The 18,302-nt window shown below is 30.6% G+C and carries 14 protein-coding genes; 5 read left to right on the forward strand and 9 right to left on the reverse strand.

Annotation, left to right across the window (positions count from 1 at the left end; translation table 11 throughout):
• Positions 1-5: 5 nt before the first annotated feature.
• Entirely contained in the window at positions 6-1,952 is a 1,947-nt protein-coding gene (locus ACWJKP_RS03320) for a PAS domain-containing sensor histidine kinase (protein WP_224579050.1), read from the reverse strand.
• A 443-nt stretch (positions 1,953-2,395) separates the two neighbouring features.
• Between ACWJKP_RS03320 and ACWJKP_RS03325 the strand changes: the two genes are divergently transcribed.
• Entirely contained in the window at positions 2,396-2,923 is a 528-nt protein-coding gene (locus ACWJKP_RS03325; RefSeq protein WP_165412504.1) for a DUF6241 domain-containing protein, read from the forward strand.
• Between the two features lie 461 nt (positions 2,924-3,384).
• Here the strand turns inward: ACWJKP_RS03325 and ACWJKP_RS03330 are convergent, their stop codons facing one another.
• The 5 genes from ACWJKP_RS03330 to mgtE form a co-directional block, all read right to left on the reverse strand.
• Positions 3,385-4,962: an ABC transporter permease/substrate-binding protein gene (locus ACWJKP_RS03330; protein ID WP_165412505.1), complete on the reverse strand. Its 1,578-nt coding sequence runs from the start codon at positions 4,960-4,962 to the stop codon at positions 3,385-3,387.
• The gene (locus tag ACWJKP_RS03335; RefSeq protein ID WP_165412506.1) at positions 4,955-6,100 is read right to left on the reverse strand and encodes an ABC transporter ATP-binding protein; all 1,146 of its coding nucleotides are present in this window, start codon (positions 6,098-6,100) and stop codon (positions 4,955-4,957) included. The genes ACWJKP_RS03330 and ACWJKP_RS03335 overlap by 8 nt, the downstream gene beginning before the upstream one ends.
• A 20-nt stretch (positions 6,101-6,120) precedes the next feature.
• Positions 6,121-7,701: an ABC transporter permease/substrate-binding protein gene (locus ACWJKP_RS03340; protein ID WP_165412507.1), complete on the reverse strand. Its 1,581-nt coding sequence runs from the start codon at positions 7,699-7,701 to the stop codon at positions 6,121-6,123.
• A gap of 270 nt (positions 7,702-7,971) precedes the next feature.
• The gene (locus ACWJKP_RS03345) at positions 7,972-8,598 is read right to left on the reverse strand and encodes a TrkA C-terminal domain-containing protein (RefSeq protein WP_165412539.1); all 627 of its coding nucleotides are present in this window, start codon (positions 8,596-8,598) and stop codon (positions 7,972-7,974) included.
• Positions 8,599-8,953: 355 nt separating this feature from the next.
• Positions 8,954-10,297, reverse strand: coding sequence for a magnesium transporter (gene mgtE / locus ACWJKP_RS03350; protein WP_165412508.1), 1,344 nt, complete (start codon positions 10,295-10,297; stop codon positions 8,954-8,956).
• Positions 10,298-10,674: 377 nt separating this feature from the next.
• Here mgtE and galE point away from each other — a divergent pair, with 377 nt between their 5' ends.
• Positions 10,675-11,661 (forward strand): UDP-glucose 4-epimerase GalE, encoded by a 987-nt coding sequence (galE, locus tag ACWJKP_RS03355; protein ID WP_165412509.1) that lies wholly within the window; start codon positions 10,675-10,677, stop codon positions 11,659-11,661.
• Between the two features lie 389 nt (positions 11,662-12,050).
• Here galE and ACWJKP_RS03360 read toward each other — a convergent pair whose 3' ends face one another.
• Positions 12,051-12,413 carry a hypothetical protein gene (locus ACWJKP_RS03360; protein WP_165412510.1) on the reverse strand — a complete coding sequence of 121 codons (363 nt, stop codon included), beginning with the start codon at positions 12,411-12,413 and terminating at the stop codon, positions 12,051-12,053.
• A gap of 155 nt (positions 12,414-12,568) precedes the next feature.
• Positions 12,569-14,392 carry a MutS family DNA mismatch repair protein gene (locus tag ACWJKP_RS03365; protein WP_165412511.1) on the reverse strand — a complete coding sequence of 608 codons (1,824 nt, stop codon included), beginning with the start codon at positions 14,390-14,392 and terminating at the stop codon, positions 12,569-12,571.
• A gap of 198 nt (positions 14,393-14,590) precedes the next feature.
• On the opposite strand from ACWJKP_RS03365, the gene ACWJKP_RS03370 reads away from it, so the two are divergent.
• The 3 genes from ACWJKP_RS03370 (at position 14,591) to ACWJKP_RS03380 (ending at position 17,613) form a co-directional block, all read left to right on the forward strand.
• Complete coding sequence (locus tag ACWJKP_RS03370; protein WP_165412512.1) at positions 14,591-15,586, forward strand: hypothetical protein; 996 nt, start codon at positions 14,591-14,593, stop codon at positions 15,584-15,586.
• Positions 15,587-15,788: 202 nt separating this feature from the next.
• A complete protein-coding gene (locus ACWJKP_RS03375) occupies positions 15,789-16,601 on the forward strand; it encodes a hypothetical protein (RefSeq protein WP_462961411.1) in 813 nt (270 codons plus the stop codon).
• Positions 16,602-16,737: 136 nt separating this feature from the next.
• A complete protein-coding gene (locus ACWJKP_RS03380) occupies positions 16,738-17,613 on the forward strand; it encodes a DMT family transporter (RefSeq protein ID WP_165412514.1) in 876 nt (291 codons plus the stop codon).
• Between the two features lie 10 nt (positions 17,614-17,623).
• On the opposite strand, the gene ACWJKP_RS03385 is transcribed toward ACWJKP_RS03380, so the two are convergent.
• On the reverse strand, positions 17,624-18,070 hold the full coding sequence (locus ACWJKP_RS03385; RefSeq protein ID WP_165412515.1) for a ferritin-like domain-containing protein: 447 nt from the start codon (positions 18,068-18,070) through the stop codon (positions 17,624-17,626).
• Between the last annotated feature and the right edge of the window lie 232 nt (positions 18,071-18,302).

Raw genomic sequence — 18,302 nt, forward strand, 5'->3', positions numbered from 1 at the left:
GGAGATTACGAATAAGCATCTGAAAGCTCAACTTGCACGGTTTCATTTCTACTTCTCATTTTGCTATTATATAGCGTATCTTCATTAAGTACCTTTTTAGACGGAAGTTTAACTGTAAACGTACTTCCACTGCCGAATTCACTTTCAACAGATATACTACCGCCATGTAATTCTACAATTGACTTAACTAAACTCAAACCAATACCTGTACCTTCTGCATTTCTTGATAGTGAGTTATCTACTTGATTAAATCTATCAAATATCATATCCAAGTACTTGTCTTCAATGCCAACCCCAGTATCCTTGACTGATATTTCAACAAATTCATTCTTATCATTAACGTTTATAAATATGTCATCGCCTTCATCTGAAAATTTTATCGCATTTGATATAAGATTTAATACTACTCTTTCTACCTTTTCTGGGTCACAAGCAATAATTTTTTCTTCTGTATCTGTATCAAAAATGATTTTTAATCCTTTGCTGTCAGTAAAGTTTGTTACAGACATAGCTATTTCCTCTACAAATTCGACTATATTATTATTTGATAGGTTTAATTTAAAGAACCCTGCTTCAATTTTCGATAAATCAACTATGTTATTAATCATTTTAGATAATTTATAGGAGTTTTGCTTAATTGAGGCTATATATTTAATAATTGAATCCTTCTTTTGGTCCAGGGATCCATTAGTGCAATACATATTTAATAACTGAGTTGTTGCAAATATAACATTTAATGGAGTTTTAAGCTCATGGGATACGTTAACAAGAAATTCTCCCTGCAATTTTAATGCTCTTTCCATTACTATATTGGACTTTATTTCAGGGGTAACATCAATTATTAAAACTAATATTTCCTCGATTTCTCCGTTTAATTTAAACACTGGTTCAAATATAAGATTCCAATATACCTCGTCCCCATTTATCAAATGTTTCTTTTTATTCAAATACTTAGTTTTCTTTTCTTTTAAGACTTCACTAATACATTTGTAATATTCAGTTGTTTTGAGTGGTCCTAGTAAAATTTCAGCATTATTATTTCGTATTAGGTTAATTGATTTAAAATCAGGATTTAGCAATTTAATGTTATCAAATGCTTTTTTATTTATATCAATAATGTTTAAATCGGGACATGATAATCTAATAACAGGTAAATCAAAAGTGTCTATCACTCTGCTTAGCATTTCAAATCGGCACCGCACGGAGGCCAATTCAGTTCGATTCTCAATTAGATTGGTTCTCCTCTTTACAATTTGATTTTTAATAACATTTTGCGTAACCTGAGTAGCAGTCTGAAATAGGTACTTCATCTTATTGTTTTCAAATATAGGTGTTAGGGTAGAATCCCAATAAGTTATACCTCTAGTAAAGCTATCAAATTTGAAATCTTTTATATAGTTTGCCTTTTGTGACCCTAGGACAGTATTATAAATAACTTCAACTTGGCTTCCCGAAAATCCAGGTATAATTTCTCTAATAGGACTACCTATACTATTTTCTCCTTTATTAAAAGAAGAATCCGTAAAATTAAGGTATTTTTGATTCGCTTTAAGTAATATTAAATCGGGTACACTGTAAATAGCTACACCCGATATGTTATCTATAAATGATTGCTCAACAAACATGAGCTTGTCATTAAGTCTGGAATTTGGGGTCTCAATAAAAGTATATATGCTTTCATTCGTCCCTTTAACATGGGAAAGTGATATATTAACTTCTATTGATTGACTGGATTTTGTGAATATATAGCATGTATAGTTACTATCTATAGTATCAAGAAGTATTTGTGAGTTGATTTTTAGCATTTCTCCTATTTCTATGAGCGATCTATTTAACAATTCATCTAACGCATACTCTGTTAAATCAAGAAAATCTTTATTAACATTTGTTATAATATTATCGCACGAATATAAAAGTGGTTCTATTATTATGCTACTAAAGGTGGTTTCCATCATAATTCCCCCAATTTTTTTAACACGCCCAATATAGATTTTATAATCATAAATTGAGTAAATTACCAAAATTAATATACTTATTATTACATATTAGCATATAATAAAATATATTGCCATATATAATCATGTAATTATGCAATTTTTACTCGGAAGTTATGAAATTTTATACAGTAATACAATATATTACTTTTTAAAATAAACATTGGAATAATATTACAAATGTGGTATAATTATAAATGTGTAACATACTAAAATATTACAGGGGATGTTATTTTATGATTGTAATAATGTGAATAGCTCCGAAGGAGATAAATAGCCCGAAGGAGATAAATAAGGTATAGAGAAAATAAGTAATATGAAATCGTATTCATAAAAACTGAAAAATGTAATAGCTTCAGGCTAGCTATAAAAAGCCTGTAATTATAAGGGGGTAAAATCGTATGAAACAGAATAAAGTAAGTGACAAATTTCATGCCATAAGTGGCAAAATCTTTCCCTTACATGGTAGATGGCTTGTGGTAAGTAGCATTGCATTGGTACTTGCAATAATAGGGGCAGGAAGTTACTATATTACACAACATAAATTAACTGAAACGGAAAGTCCCAAAACGGTACAGGCAGTCCAGTTAAATAAAGAGTTAGCTAATAAGGCGGTTGAAATAAAAGCAAATGATACCGTAGAAAAAATAAGTGATGATGAGTTATCACTTTATAGTACTATGCATAAAATGATAAACAGTAAAATTGTAGCAGAGGATGGGAAAATATGGGGAGAAATAGAAATAACCCCCGACAAGTGCAACCAACTAATTGCGAAAGTTACAAAAACTAAATATCCTGATAAGGCGACTTTGTTGCAATTTCTTGAAAGGTGGAAAGATAATAATTTTAAAAGTGGAGTGGACGAGCATAATTACCTATGGGATGGACTTGGGGGCACAATAGGAAAAGCAAAAGATATGAGGTAAAAAAGTATATATTACTATTAATGCATTCGCTTCGCTAAGAACTACTAATTTTGTTTTTAATTAATCTGCTAAAAAACATAAACTCGCTGTATCGCTCAAACATATGTTTTTCTGAGCGTTTCTTAATTAAAAATAAAAAAATGTGATATATTATTAAAATATATCACGTTTTTTTATTTTATAGGAAACAGATTGCATAATAGTATGAAGTTCCTCCTGGAGTGACTCCAAATAAGAAGGGCCGAAACATTGAAATTCCATTTAAAATTCTTCTTTTGCTAATATAAAATTTTCGTGAGCCTGACTGAAAGGCAGGCTAGCGAACCGGCAGAATGCCGAATGTGAGAGTTAGAGAATTTTATATTGGCAAAAGATTAGAATTTCTTAATGGAATTTCACGTTTCGAGCTCTTATTTGGTGCCACGCAGGAGAAACTTCATAGGTCTTGCACTCTTATTTTTTTATTCTATCAATTTTTTTGACCTTAAAAAATCTTCTGCAACTTTTCTAGGTTGTTCTTCATTATCTACTCTATAATTAAGAGCTCGCATATCTTCATCTGTAATTTTACCTTCGAGAAGGAGTAATACATCTTTTAATTCAGGATGCTTTTTAAGTGTTTCTGCTCTTATTACTGGAACTGCATAGTAAGGTGGGAAAAAACTCTTATCATCTTTTAAAAGTTTAAGATGAAATTTTTCAAGTAATCCATCTGTAGCAAATGCATCTAGAACCTGTGTTTCGCCTTTTTCAAGTGCTGTATAGCGAAGTCCACCATCTATACCTTTTAAACTTTTGAAATTTAGATTATATAATTTTTCAACTCCAAGATAGCCATCTTGTCTAGCTGAAAATTCCATAGTAAAACCAGCATTATATTTAGAACTTATCTTTGATAAATCAGAAATAGTAGTTAAATTATTTTTTTTAGCAAAATCATTTTTTACGGCGATTACATAAGTGTTATTAAATCCTAAAGGTTTCATTACATCTATATCATAATTTTTTGAGAAATCATTTTTCATCACATCATAAACTTTAAATGGATCGCTCATGGTAGGTTTTTTTAGAATATTTACAAGACCTGTTCCAGTATATTCTACATATACATCTACATCTTTTGATTTCATAGCACTAAATACTACATTAGTTCCACCTAAGTTTAATTTTCGTGTAACTTTAATGTCCGTCTTAGCCTCTATTAAAGAAGCTACCATATTTCCAAGTATTAATTGTTCACTAAAGTTTTTAGAGCCTACGACTATTGTGTCTTTATTTTTAACAAAACTTGAAGCGACTGTTGATACAATGATTATAACAACTAAGACAGAAGCCCAAAGTTGAGTTTTTTTGTTTTTAAAGAATCTAGTAGTTCGCGTTGGGGTTTTATGAGTATCTTTTATTCCTTCTGGAATTACTAGGTTTTCTACCTTGCCTATAATGAAGTCTAGAAAAAGGGCAAGAAAACAGGCAGGAATAGCTCCGGCAAGGATCATATTATTGTTAACAGTTGAAACGCCCGTAAAGACTAAGGATCCTAAACCGCCAGCGCCTATAAAAGCGGCTATGGTCATAAGTCCTACAGCTGTAACTGAAGATATTCTAATACCTGACATAATAACCGGCATAGCTAGTGGGAAACGAACTTTGAGTAGTACCTGAGTATTGGTAAGTCCCATACCATCAGCTGCTTCAATAAGTGCAGGGTTTATGTTAGTGAGTCCTGTAAATGTGTTCTTTACAATTGGTAGAAGAGAATACATAACTGCCATAATAATAGCTGGTGTGCTTCCAATACCAAGTATAGGTATTAAAAATCCAAGAAGTGCAAGACTGGGAATAGATTGAATTACGTTTGTAAACCCAATGATAGGACCTGTTAGTTTTCTATACCTAACTATAAGTATTCCAAGAGGCACTGCTATTAACACTGCCACCAAAATTGAAAATATAGTTAATTGTATATGTTGAATAAATAAATCTATTATTTCAGATTTTCTATCTATTACGAAATTCATAAAAGAATTAATACTATTCATCTACATCTACCTCCATATCTATAAATTGATTACTTAATATAGATAAAAGGCTGCTTTTGGTAAGAAGTCCTGATAGTTTATTGTTATCATCTACTACAGGAACAAAATTTATATCCTCTTTTTTTATAACTTCTAATATATCTATTATAGAATCTTCTTGATTTACCGTTATAAGTTCCTTTTGCATTATTTCTTTAATCTTTATAGTTTTATCTGGATTCGCTCTTAGAGTTGATCTAATATGTTTTAAGGTAACAAGTCCACATAAAATGTTGGCTTTATCTACAATAAGTAAACTATCTACATTAGCAGATTTCATTATTTCAATTGCTTGGAGTATTGTTCGCTCTGCAACTGATTTTATAGGTTTTTCTATCATAATATCTTTTGCCTTAATTAATTCAGGTTGATTCCATATTCTTTTTTTACCTACAAAGTCGCGTACAAAGTCATTGATAGGATTTTTTAATATTTCTTCTGGAGTATCAAATTGAACAACGCAGCCAGCATCCATAATACAAATTTTATCTCCGAGTTTTAATGCTTCATCCATATCATGAGTTACAAATATTATGGTTTTCTTGAAATTTTGTTGTATATTAAATACCTCATCTTGAAGTTGCGTTTTTGTTATAGGGTCTAGTGCACTAAAAGGTTCATCCATTAAGATTACCTCAGGATTCATTACAAATGCCCTTGCAACGCCAACTCTTTGTTGCTGACCTCCACTTAATTGATTTGGGTATTTATCCATAAATTCATCAGGATCTAGCCCTACTAAATTTAAAAGCTCAATTACCTTTTTCTTTATTTCATCCTTTGGAATCTTTTCTATGGATGGTATTAAACCAATATTGTCACCTATAGTTAAGTGAGGAAGAAGACCCGCTTGCTGTATAACGTAACCCATATTACGCCTAAGTTTTATAGTGTTTTTATCTTGGATTTTATCTCCATCTAAAAAAATTTCACCTGTTGATGGGGTTAGTAATTTATTAATCATTTTAAGTGTGGTAGTTTTTCCACAACCACTAGGTCCAATAAAAACAACTAACTCTTCGTTTTGTATAGTAATATTTACATCCTTTAAAATATGTTTTCCATTTATAGTTTTATTTACGTTTTTAAATTCAATCAAAATATAGCCTCCTATTTAATTTAATCTATTAATTTTTTAGATTTTAAAAAGTCTTCTGCAACTGTTCTAGGGTCCTCACCGTTGTCTACTCTATAATTTAGTTTTTGCATATCTTTAGCGGTAACCTTACCCTCTAAGGATAGTAGTACAGGTCTTATTTCAGGATATTTTTTTAGTATTTCTTCCCGTACTATAGGAACTGCATAATAAGGTGGGAATAATTTTTTATCGTCTTTTAAAAGTTTTAGATCGAATCTTTGAAGCAAACCATCAGTAGTAAATGCATCTGTAACTTGAGTTTCATTATTTTGAAGTGCGGTATAGCGAAGTCCGCCATCTATACCTTTTACATTTTTAAACTCTAAATTGTATAGTTTTTGTAATCCAAGATAACCATCCATTCTGCTTGCAAATTCCATAGTGCATCCTAAATCAAAATTTTTGCTAACTTTTGATAAATCTGAAATAGTATTTAAATTATATTTTTTAGCAAGATCTTGTTTAAGTGCTAACTCATATGTATTATTGAAACCTAATGGTTTTAACCATTCTACGTTGTAATCTTTTTTAAAACCAGCATTAACTATATTGTAAACCTCATCAGGATCACTTATAGATTCTTTTTTCATTATATTTACAAGGGCCACACCTGTGTATTCCACATAGATGTCTATAGCACCTGATTTTATAGCATTAAGTGTTACAATGGACCCACCTAAATTCATTTTTCTTTCAACTTTATAGTTTGTATTACTTTCTATTAAAGAGGCTACCATATTTCCAAGTATTAATTGTTCGCTATAGTTTTTAGAACCTACAACTATTGTATTTTTACTTTTAATAAAAGTTGTAGTTACTGATGAGATAATAATTATAAGAACTAATACCGCAGTTCCGATTTTAAATCTTTTGCTGTCAAAGATAGTATTAGTTTTTAGCGTTTTTGCGCCTTGAGAAACTTTTATTCCTTCCGGAATTACTATAGTTTCTACCTTGCCTATAATAAAGTCTAGAAAAATAGCAAGAAAACAAGCAGGAAGGGCCCCCGATAGGATCATATTATTGTTAACAGTTGAAACGCCTGTAAAGACTAAGGAGCCTAAACCGCCAGCTCCTACAAAAGCGGCTATTGTCATAAGTCCTACTGCTGTAACTGAAGATATTCTAATACCTGACATAATAACCGGCATAGCTAGTGGAAAACGAACCTTGAGTAGTACCTGAGTATTGGTAAGTCCCATACCGTCAGCTGCTTCGATAAGTGAAGGATTTATGTTAGTTAGTCCTGTAAATGTATTTTTTAGAATTGGTAGAAGAGAATACATAACTACCATAATAATTGCTGGTTTGCTGCCGATACCAATTATAGGTATTAAAAACCCGAGCAATGCGAGACTGGGTATTGATTGAACTAAATTTGTAAAGCCAATGACAGGACCCGAGAGTTTTCTATACCTAACTATAAGTATTCCAAGGGGCACTGCTATTAACACAGCCATCAATATTGCAAATATAGTCAGTTGAATATGTTGTATAAATAAATTGAATATTTCAGCTTGTCTACTTATTACGAAATTTATAAAAGAATTTATACTATTCATTAACAGTTACCTCCATATCTATGAATTGATTTCTTAATGTATATAAAATTACATAATATCCTCTAATCAAATTAAAACCCCCCAATTTATTGCAAAAGCAACAACTTAATCATATCATTGGGTTGTTACTTTGTAAAGAATGGGCTAATATATAAAATTTGCTAGTATGTTGAAGTTACTAGTATACTATTAAAGATTATTTTTTTAATTCAATGAAAATTCAAGCAAAAATCAATCCCTTACATCTGCGATGTAAGGGATTTTTGAGTTTTATTTTTTATAGAGAAAGAGTTTAATCCTATAATAACTAGTTTCATCACAGATTACCACAAATATGTCATTATCTTCAAATATAGTTTGCGGCCCGGGAGAAAGTATTAATTTTTCATCTCGTCTTATACCAATTATTGTAGCTCCTGTATTTTGCCAAAATTCAGCTTCAGATATAGTTTTACCTACGACACTCATTTCAGAATGTATTTCAAACTCAAAGGGTATGAAAGGGTTACTATTTTTAAATCTGCTAGAATAATCTATTAGTTCATCGATAGAAGACTCTATATTTTTATCTAATTCTTTTTTCTTTTCAAGTAAATCAACAACTTCTTTTTTTAGAGAAGTTATAGAATCTATATCTTTGAAATTATGGATGAATTCCAAACAATTATCTACCGAGTTTATGACTATTCCGCTACCTTTTGTTACTTTAACTATATCCATGTCACTAAGAAGAGTTATTGATCTTCTTATAGTTTCTGGCGATACGTTATATTGGCTTGCAAGTGAAGAGCGACCGTATAGCTTATCGCCTATAGGAAGATCTCCAGATAGAATTCTATTAGCAATATCAATAGCTATTTTTTTATAAACAGGTTTTAAAACAGAGCCATTTGGCATTTTGGTTTTATCAAAAGTAATATTCAACTTTTGATAAATTCCCCCCTTCCAAGGTATAATATTTTGTTAAATCAAGTATGTAATATTATTGCTTTTCTTAATCAAGTATAAATTAATACCTTTATAATGTAAATAGAGGATTACTTCTTCTTAGGGAGGGGTGCTTCTTCTCAGGGGAAATTGCTTCTTCTTAGGGAAGATTACTTCTTCTTAGGGAAGATTACTTCTTCTTAGGGAAAGTTAATCCTTAAATTATAAAAATAAAAAAATATAGGATAGAGAGTAAATATTTTTTACTCTCTATCCTATACATATCATGCTATATTTAATAATACACTTTGATAGTTTTTATTTATCATATTAAGTAAGGTAAAAATAACGTTGCAAGCCCAAGAAAGAAGAGGAAACCTAAAATATCAGTTACTGTAGTAACAAATACAGCAGAAGCAAGTGCTGGGTCAATATTGATTTTTTTTAGTATAATTGGTACCGCAAAACCGGCTATGGTTGCTGCCATCATGTTTAACAACATAGATAAACCAATAACTATCCCAAAAACAATGTTCTTTTCCCAAAAGCAGCCTAATAGAGCTACTGCAATACCCACTGCAACACCTGTACATAGACCTACACCGAATTCCTTTAATAATATTTTCTTGGAATTTTTAGCGTCTATTTCTCCGAGGGCTATGCTTCGAATAATAATAGTTAGCGTTTGTGTACCTACATTACCGCCCATACCTGCAACTATTGGCATGAAGACGGCCAGGGCTACAACCTTTTGAATGGTGCCTTCAAAAAAACTAACGGTTGAAGCGGCAAGGATCGCAGTTATTAGATTTACAAATAACCAGGGTAATCTACTACAAATGGAGGATTTAAGAGAACCGGTAACCTTTTCATCTCCTTTTAAACCCGCGAGGCGATATAAATCCTCAGTATGTTCATCACTAAGAATTCCCATTATATCATCGGAAGTTATTATTCCTAAAATATGCATATCTTCATCGACTACGGGCATAGTTAAAAACCCGTATTTTTCGAAAATGTGCCCAACTTCTTCTTGATCCATATCAACAGGGACGCTCATGGCATTACTATTCATGATATCTGAAATTTTCACATCAAAGTTGCTTAGTACTATGTCTTTTAAAGATATAACTCCTTTTAAAAGAGCATTTTCGCCTATTACATATATATAATAAGAAGTTTCTGCTTCTGTAGCTTCCTTTTGAAGATAATTTAAGGTCTCACCTATAGTCATATTTTCTTTTACACTGATAAACTCAGTGGCCATAATACCACCCGCACTGTCTGGAGAGTAGGTTAACAATGCGTTGACTTCGTCAACATCTTCTTTATTCATTTTTATCATGATGCTTTTAGCTTCATCTTCTGAAACAGCTTCTAATAAATCTACTAATTCATCTGATGACATTTCATGTATAATTTTTTTTTGAATGATAGTGGAATGAATGGATAAGAGGTCATATTTCTCCTCATCTTCTGCATCATCAATAATGTTTGCAATCACATTTGGAGATAGTTTTTGAAATAAATTTATTTTATCTCCATCATATTGCCTAATAACTACTAGAATATCAGCAGGATGAATAAACTGTATAAGTTTATTTATTTCATCTATAGTTTCGGTTAACAAAAATTCAGTTAGTTCTTTTTGGTTTAATCTATGAGACATAATCTCCCTCCTAACTTTTATTTAGAGGAAGAAGGTTTGCTAATAAAATAAGGTTTGCAAGAAAAGTGCATAATTAGGTCAAAGCGCTAGTATAAATGAATTCTTCCTCTATAATAATATTAAATTTTATATAGTAATTCCTCGGTATGGGGCCAGAATCCATTGATAGTACCTCCAATAAAAATAGCTTTTTAGTATAATACGGAAAAGTTTATATATTTGTTCAAATTATTATATGATGGTAGCACTGCATTGTCAACCGTATAGAAATAATTTGATTAACAATAAAGTTGCAACTAATAGAAGTGGTTGTGTTAAAATAATATATAAGATTGTATTATTTAATAATAAGTTTTTATGAGAGGAGAATTTAGTTAATGGCTATTTTAGTATGTGGTGGAGCGGGGTACATTGGAAGTCATATGGTCGCCGAGCTCTTAGAAAAAGGTGAAGAGGTAGTTGTTTTAGACAATTTCCAAAAAGGACATCATGATGCGCTACTTGGTGGAAAGCTTTACTGTGGAGATTTAAGAGACGATGAAATACTTAATAAGGTTTTTACAGAGAATACTATAGATGCAGTTATAGATTTTGCAGCAGATTCATTGGTAGGGGAAAGTGTTACAGAACCTCTAAAGTATTTTGAAAATAACATAGGATCTACTATAAATTTACTTAAGGCTATGAGAGATCATAAGGTTAAATATATAGTTTTCTCATCAACTGCAGCAACCTACGGGGAGCCAGATAATATTCCTATACTTGAAGAAGATAAGACTTTTCCTACTAATCCTTATGGAGAATCAAAGCTTTGTGTGGAGAAGATCTTAAAATGGTGTGATAATGCTTATGGTATAAAATATACTGCGTTAAGATATTTTAATGCAGCAGGTGCACATATAAGCTCAAATATAGGAGAAGACCATAGACCAGAATCTCATTTAATTCCTATTATTCTTCAGGTAGCACTCGGACAAAGAGAAAAGATTATGGTATTTGGAGATGATTACGACACTGAGGATGGTACTTGTGTTAGAGATTATGTCCATGTAACTGATCTTGCTAGTGCTCATTTACTAGCAGTGAAGAGGCTACGATGCGGGGAGGACAGCATAACTTGTAATCTTGGAAATGGACAAGGATTTTCTGTTCAACAGGTAATAGACGTAACAAGAAAAGTTACTGGAAAAGAAATAAAGGCTGAAATGGCTCTTAGACGTTCCGGAGACCCTGCAGTGCTTATAGCTTCTAGTGAAAAGGCTAAGAAAATTCTCGGATGGGAACCTAAATATGCCTCTCTTGAAACTATTATAGAAACTGCGTGGAAATGGCATGAAAGTCATCCCGAGGGATATAAAAAATAAGAGGTAATAAAAAAGTTGTACAAGCTTTATTGGATATTTTATCCTTTAGTTAGCTTATACAACTTTTTTAAATTTAATGTATTTTATTGTGTCATTCAGCGAAGACTAGATAAACACCATATTTATCTTCATAGTCTTTATTTTTGCTAGCAAGATCGGCGAAAAAAGAACCTTTTAAAAAAGTGAATATAGAAACTAGTATAATAAATTTTTTTAAATTTAAATTAATTTTCATAAGATTTCTCCTTTCACGATATTACTATAATGTTATTTTGCTCTAAAATAATATTAAAAACCTATTGAAACATAGGGAAATTGCCAAAACATATACATGGTTAAATTACTAATTATATTGACCATAAGAAAAGACTGCATTATTAAATACAGTCTTAAGTTTCTTTATTAATATTATGATTTTTTTCTTTTTTGGTTATCATTGAGTCCTTATAAATAAATATGATTGTAATAACACAACCTAATATAGAAAATCCCATTAGAATAGCTTCATTTTCTATAAATTTCTCCATAATAGGTATTCCTACTAAAAAATAAATTAAAATTAAAGGATATACTACTTTTCGCAGTTTTCCAGTTTTTATAAAGTCAAAGGAACTATTAATAATTAAAAGAGCTGCACCTAATGCTATCATTGTTGTTGGTAATTTTATTCCCATAAATATCATCGTACATCCAGTTAGACCAACAATAAATAAAAGTATTTCTAGTATTATTGTTAGTGATTTCAATTTCATAAATATCATCTCCATCCTAAAGCATTATTTAATATATATGATGGAATAATTAACTTTATGATTAACCTAATTATTAAATGATGTTACGTTTTCTTATGCGCAATAAAAGTATATATTACGTATAATGCATTGTAATATATACTTTTTTTTATTTTTTATTTTGGGAGTTCAATGTCAGGTGGGATTTCGAGGCCTGCCATTTTCATTAAGTATAATGCATTTCTAGTGGTAGATACTCCATGTCTGAGTTTATAGTCAAAGTATAATTTATCATCTTTATAATATTCTTTAAGATGATAATTTTTAACTCTTTTATTAGTGGCTTCAATGTCACCTAGCTCTAAGTCGTGGGTAGACACAAAGCCTAGTGCATTTTCAGTACTTAACTTGGCGACTAGTATTTTAGCGCCGGTATGCCTATCTATAGAGTTAGTTCCTTTAAAGATTTCATCTAATAAGAAGAAAATTGGAGTTTTGTTTTTTGTAGCATTTACAAGTTTTTTTATTCTTAAAAGTTCTGCATAGAAGGATGAAATGTTTTTTTCTAAGTTATCACTTGTTCTCATGCAGGTATAAATGTCCATTATAGAGCAGTTAAAACTTTGCGCACATACAGGAGCACCAGCATAGGCTAAAACCAAGTTAATACCTGTAGTTCTAAGAAGTGTGCTTTTACCGGACATATTGGAACCTGTTATTAAAAGAACATTTTGTGATCTTTCTATGCGGATATCATTATATACTCGGTTACTTCCAAGTAGTGGATGGCCCAGATTTTTAGCATCAAAGATAGGGGATCCGTCCTTAAATTTTGGAATTGCCCAGTCTGGGTGTTCATAGGATATAATTGATAAACTATTTAAGGATTCGATTTCACCTATAACATCTATCCAAGTTGCTAAAGAAGAACCACTCTTTTTCTTAAATTTCTGAAGATTAATTAAACATTGATAATCCCACAGGAGGAGGATATTTATAGGCAAATAATACATATTCCTTCTGTCAGATATTACTGTTACTAAATTTACTAGTTTTTTAATTTGAAAAGAAGCGTTCATTCCATCCTTATTAACAAGTTTTTCTTTTAATTTGATCAAGTAGATTGAGGTAAAAGTCTTCTTTTCTATATGCATAAGGAGTTTATTATATATAAAAATTGAATCCTTATATTTATATACAGTGTCCAAATTTCTACTTACTTCTTTATATCCAACTAAAAGAAGTATTATCTGAATGACAATTGCTAAAAGGGGTATTCTGTAAGATACTTTAGAAAAAACAAATGATAATACCATAAGAGATAGAGTTATTATTGGCAATATCCTTATTATGGTTATTACTAGAGGTTTTAGGAAAAACTCATTTTTATCCTTTACCCATTCAAGCAATTCCCCAGGGTTATGGTTTTTATTCTCGCTAAGTATTGCTTCCGCTGCAAATCTCTGTGTCCATCCAATATTCCCAGCGAGCTCTTTTATGGCTTCCTGCCTTTTATGTATTTCATCAGTATTATAAATAGGGGCGGAAAGAGAATCTTTCAATTTCTGTCTACCAAGATAAGTTATGCAGGTGTTTATCCATTGAAAAAGGGAGTTATTGCCAAATATATCTAGATCTTTCGAGTAACTGTGATTTTCATCGCTGAAATCATCGCCATTATCAGAGAAATCTTTCCAATTGTTATTTATGCGTTTTAGACAATTTTCATTTATTTTATATAAAATCGAACATCTGATTTTGTTGTGTTTTATCTTGCTGTGTTTAATTGCCAAAGTTATAAATGTGATGATGGTGGTAACTAATATTAAAAGGCTTAAGTAGTAAGTAGTTCGCATGTAAAAGAAAATTGTAAAGCCCAATCCAGATACGAAAACTATTAATCTTAATAAGCTTATAAAACCTATGGTTTGTTTTTGCTTTTTTAATAGAGTATCGTAATGGTTTTTCCGATTAACATAAGGTGTTTTTTGTGTACCCATAATATCCTCCTAATATGTTTTGTTTATTAGATATATAATATCATACAAAAGGCTTGTACCGCAATTTTTCTAGATAAGTATAATATAACCAATTTTATTTACAGTTAGAGAAAAATTTTTTGTGAACTATGTGAATTAGAGTTAAAAATTATGTTAAATGTGGTAACATATAAATATTAATGAAAAAAGGGGGAGAATATGTCGGAAAACATGCAATTAAAGAAAAAAATAATTATAGGGACATTAACTATTTTATTAGGATCAACAGTAGTTTGTGCATACCTAATATTATACAATAGTGGATTAGTATTTAAAAAAACAGCTTCCTCAGAGATTATAGATAAACTTAAAAAAATACAGGGAAAAGGCGGGAAATTTGAATTAACTCAAAATGACATAGATGAGTTAAGTAAATTATTAAGGCCTGAAACTAAGGGGGATATAACTCTTAAGGGAGTTAATATAGAGATTGTAAAGGATGAACTTGTAATTAAGGCTCCTATCAGCTATAAGAAGGTAAATTTATTATTTTTGTCCAAGGGAAAGATAGATTTTAATAAAGACAATTTTACATATACTGCTGAAAATTTTAAAATTGGCAAGCTCACAATACCTAAAAAAATAGTGTTGTCACAAATTTCAAAGTCTGATAATAAGAATATTTATGCTGAGGACAATTTAATAAAAATTAATCCAAGCGTAGTTCCTTTTAAGATAAATAGTTTAAAAGTTGAAAATAATAGAATATCAGGAACAGCTGCGAAGCAAAGCTCCAGAATTCCATTTAAAAATATTGATGCAAAGAATGTAGAAGAGATAGATAAGCAATTAGCTACAGCGAAACAAAAAAAGCCGCTAAATACCATAGATGGAGCGTATGGTAAACCTATAGAAGAAAAGAAAAAAGTAATAAACGATAATAACAAAAATGTGAATGAATTTAAAAATAAATCTTCAAGTAGTGAGAAAGAGAAAAAAGTAGAAAAAATAAGTACAGAGGTTAAGAGGGTTGAAAAGGGTACAGTGGAAAAGGAAAAAGGATCTGGGAAGCAAAAAGAAATTAAGCGTGATTCATTAACAAAAGAGAAAAAGGTAATACCTAAGATTCGATCTAAGGATAGAGTTAAGAATGCATCATTTAGGAATATAAATCGAGGCAATCCTGAACAATTAAGAAAAGCTTCTGGACTATGAGGAATAAATAAATAGAGAACTATCAAAATACATTAGAGATATTTTGGTGGTTTTATTTTTTTAGAGTATGCTTTTTCATAAAGATATTTAAGAAAAGGGTTAAGAATTAAATCGAGAATATTTGTTAATTATTTAATTTAAAGTGCCGAATTATAGAAATTGTGGTAACATATATAAGTAAAAGGGGATTAAGGAGGGGAATATGGCTAGAAATAATAAATCAAAGAGAAGCAAACTAATATGGGTGCCAATTATTTTACTCGTGGTACTGGCAATTTTTGCATGCTCGATATTATATAATGGTGAAGTAGTAGTTGAAAAAACGGCTTCTACAAATGTTATACAGGAACTTGAAAAAGACATACTGTTAAAAAGTGGGCAATTTGCAATAAATCAAGAGAATATGAATGCGTTGATTAATCTATATTTTAAAAAGCCTATAAGTAAGGGAGACATAACTATTAAGGAAATTAACACAAAAATAGGAAATGATAAAATTTTGATTGAGGCTCCATTCAGTTATAAGAATATTAATTTATTATTATCGTCCACGGGAAAGCTAGATGTTTCTAATGGTGAAATTACATACGTTGCTGATAATTTTAAAGTTGGAAAGCTAACATTACCTAAAGAACTTATAATGTCTCAAATTGCCAAGCAGAGTAATGATGTCTTTTATGTTGAGGATAATCTAATAAAAATTAAAACAGACATACTTCCTATTAAGATAAAGAGCTTTGTAATTAGAAATCATAAAATAATAGGAACGGTTGGATTTAAGGAAACAAAAACTCAATCTGAAGGTCTTGACACGACAAGCGACGAAGATATAGATAAGCAATTAGTGGCGGCAAAACAAAAAATACAAAGTGCCACTAAATATATGAATGAAACGCAAAAAGAACAAGCAAACAACATTCTGAGTACAATAGAAGAAGTAAAAGGTAAATCTATAGAACAAAAGAAAGAAGTACTAAATTATATTAATAGTATAATTGATGAAGTTACTAATTAAATAATCTTCTGGGAGGCTGCAACATATTCGCAGCTAGAGACTTAACTACCAAAATACATTAGAGGTATTTTGGTAGTTTTATTTTTTTTGTTTGTGATAGAATGATACGTAGACATAAAGAAAGGGATGTGAACAAATGAAAAAGATAGATGGAATAATATATACAGTAGTATCTTCAGCGGCTTTTGGAGTTATGCCAATTCTCGCAAAAATAGCTTATACTGGTGGCGCAAATGCAACAACAGTGTTATTTCTTAGGTTCTTTATAGCTGCTTTAATAATATTACTTTACATAGTTGTTACAAAAAAAGATTTTAAATTAAACAAGTCACAGCTAATGCACATTATTTTTTTATCGATTATAGGATATACAGGCACATCTTATGCGCTGTTTTTATCATATAATTATATATCCGTGGGACTCGCTACTATTCTACATTTCGTTTACCCTGTGATAGTAACAGCTTTTTCAGTTATTTTGTACAAAGAAAAATTGCATTTAAGTAAAATTTTAGCGCTGATTTTATCAGTGCTCGGAATATATCTTTTAGTGGACAGTGGGAGCGCTTCATTAAATTTTAAAGGAGTATGGCTTGCTCTTATTTCAGGATTTTTCTATGCGTATTATATTGTTGGAGTTGCACATAGTGAAGTTAACAAAATCGATACGTTTGTACTAACTTTCTATTTAGCGTTTATAGCTGCGCTGTCAATTTTCATAATGGGCGTGATTAATGGACAATTAGATTTTAATATAAAGCCATATAGTTTTTTAGCTTCCGGTAGCATCGCTCTAGTATCTACAGTTTTAGCTCTTACAATGTTTTTAAAGGGCATAAAAATAATAGGCCCTTCGAGTGCTGCGATATTAAGCACTTTAGAGCCTATAGTAAGCATTATACTTGGAGTTATAATTCTAAGTGAAAAGCTGTCCTTTACTATTGTAATTGGATGCATATTAATTTTATTCTCAGTAATAATCCTTACATTGGGACAAAGGGGCACGGGATAGCATGTAAATGTTATTTGTTGTTTAAGGCAAATAAGTAATTGTATTTTGCACTATGCTTTATTTCATCAGTTATAATGTTGAAAAGTATATCTCTATACATTGTAGATGGAAGTCCCCTTCTGATTTCTCGATATCTTTCCACAGCACCCAGTTCACCAAATAATGCTTTTTTAATACCATCAATATAAGAAATAGGTTTTACAAATCCCTCATCGTCTTTAAGTAGTACATCTATTCCAGTGATGGTATTATATATTTGTCTAAACATTTTATTATGTCCGCGTTCATCATCTCTTATAGATGCAATAATTTTCTTTTCATCGTCTGTAGGAGCAACGCTTATTAAGTAGTCATAGAATAATTCGTCTTCTTTTTCACCTTGAACTGCTGCTCTAATACCTTCTAAGGAGTTTGATAATAAATTTGGATCATACGTCATATATGGATTTCCGTACATTTTAAACCTCCTTGTAGTGAGTTAGTTGTAGATAACAACTATTAATTGTTAAACCACTATTATGCATAATATGAGGGACGTATGATATTTGTTACTAAAAAAACGGAGAAAAGTTTGATGTTTAAATAATTAATTGATATAGCAGTAGATAAAATGTTATGAACTTTATAAAAAATCTTGATTATTTAATGAACCTATGAATGGGTTAGATGAAGAGTCTGTTGAGCTGATA

The sequence above is a fragment of the Clostridium sp. CM037 genome (assembly GCF_055081095.1).

Bases quoted from the DNA above. Each gene is read 5' to 3' on its own strand.
- ACWJKP_RS03320 (WP_224579050.1), bottom strand. From the start codon at position 1,952: ATGGAAACCACCTTTAGTAGCATAATAATAGAACCACTTTTATATTCG.
- ACWJKP_RS03325 (WP_165412504.1), top strand. From the start codon at position 2,396: ATGAAACAGAATAAAGTAAGTGACAAATTTCATGCCATAAGTGGCAAA.
- ACWJKP_RS03330 (WP_165412505.1), bottom strand. From the start codon at position 4,962: ATGAATAGTATTAATTCTTTTATGAATTTCGTAATAGATAGAAAATCT.
- ACWJKP_RS03340 (WP_165412507.1), bottom strand. From the start codon at position 7,701: ATGAATAGTATAAATTCTTTTATAAATTTCGTAATAAGTAGACAAGCT.
- ACWJKP_RS03345 (WP_165412539.1), bottom strand. From the start codon at position 8,598: ATGCCAAATGGCTCTGTTTTAAAACCTGTTTATAAAAAAATAGCTATT.
- mgtE (WP_165412508.1), bottom strand. From the start codon at position 10,297: ATGTCTCATAGATTAAACCAAAAAGAACTAACTGAATTTTTGTTAACC.
- galE (WP_165412509.1), top strand. From the start codon at position 10,675: ATGGCTATTTTAGTATGTGGTGGAGCGGGGTACATTGGAAGTCATATG.
- ACWJKP_RS03360 (WP_165412510.1), bottom strand. From the start codon at position 12,413: ATGAAATTGAAATCACTAACAATAATACTAGAAATACTTTTATTTATT.
- ACWJKP_RS03365 (WP_165412511.1), bottom strand. From the start codon at position 14,392: ATGGGTACACAAAAAACACCTTATGTTAATCGGAAAAACCATTACGAT.
- ACWJKP_RS03370 (WP_165412512.1), top strand. From the start codon at position 14,591: ATGTCGGAAAACATGCAATTAAAGAAAAAAATAATTATAGGGACATTA.
- ACWJKP_RS03375 (WP_462961411.1), top strand. From the start codon at position 15,789: ATGGCTAGAAATAATAAATCAAAGAGAAGCAAACTAATATGGGTGCCA.
- ACWJKP_RS03380 (WP_165412514.1), top strand. From the start codon at position 16,738: ATGAAAAAGATAGATGGAATAATATATACAGTAGTATCTTCAGCGGCT.
- ACWJKP_RS03385 (WP_165412515.1), bottom strand. From the start codon at position 18,070: ATGTACGGAAATCCATATATGACGTATGATCCAAATTTATTATCAAAC.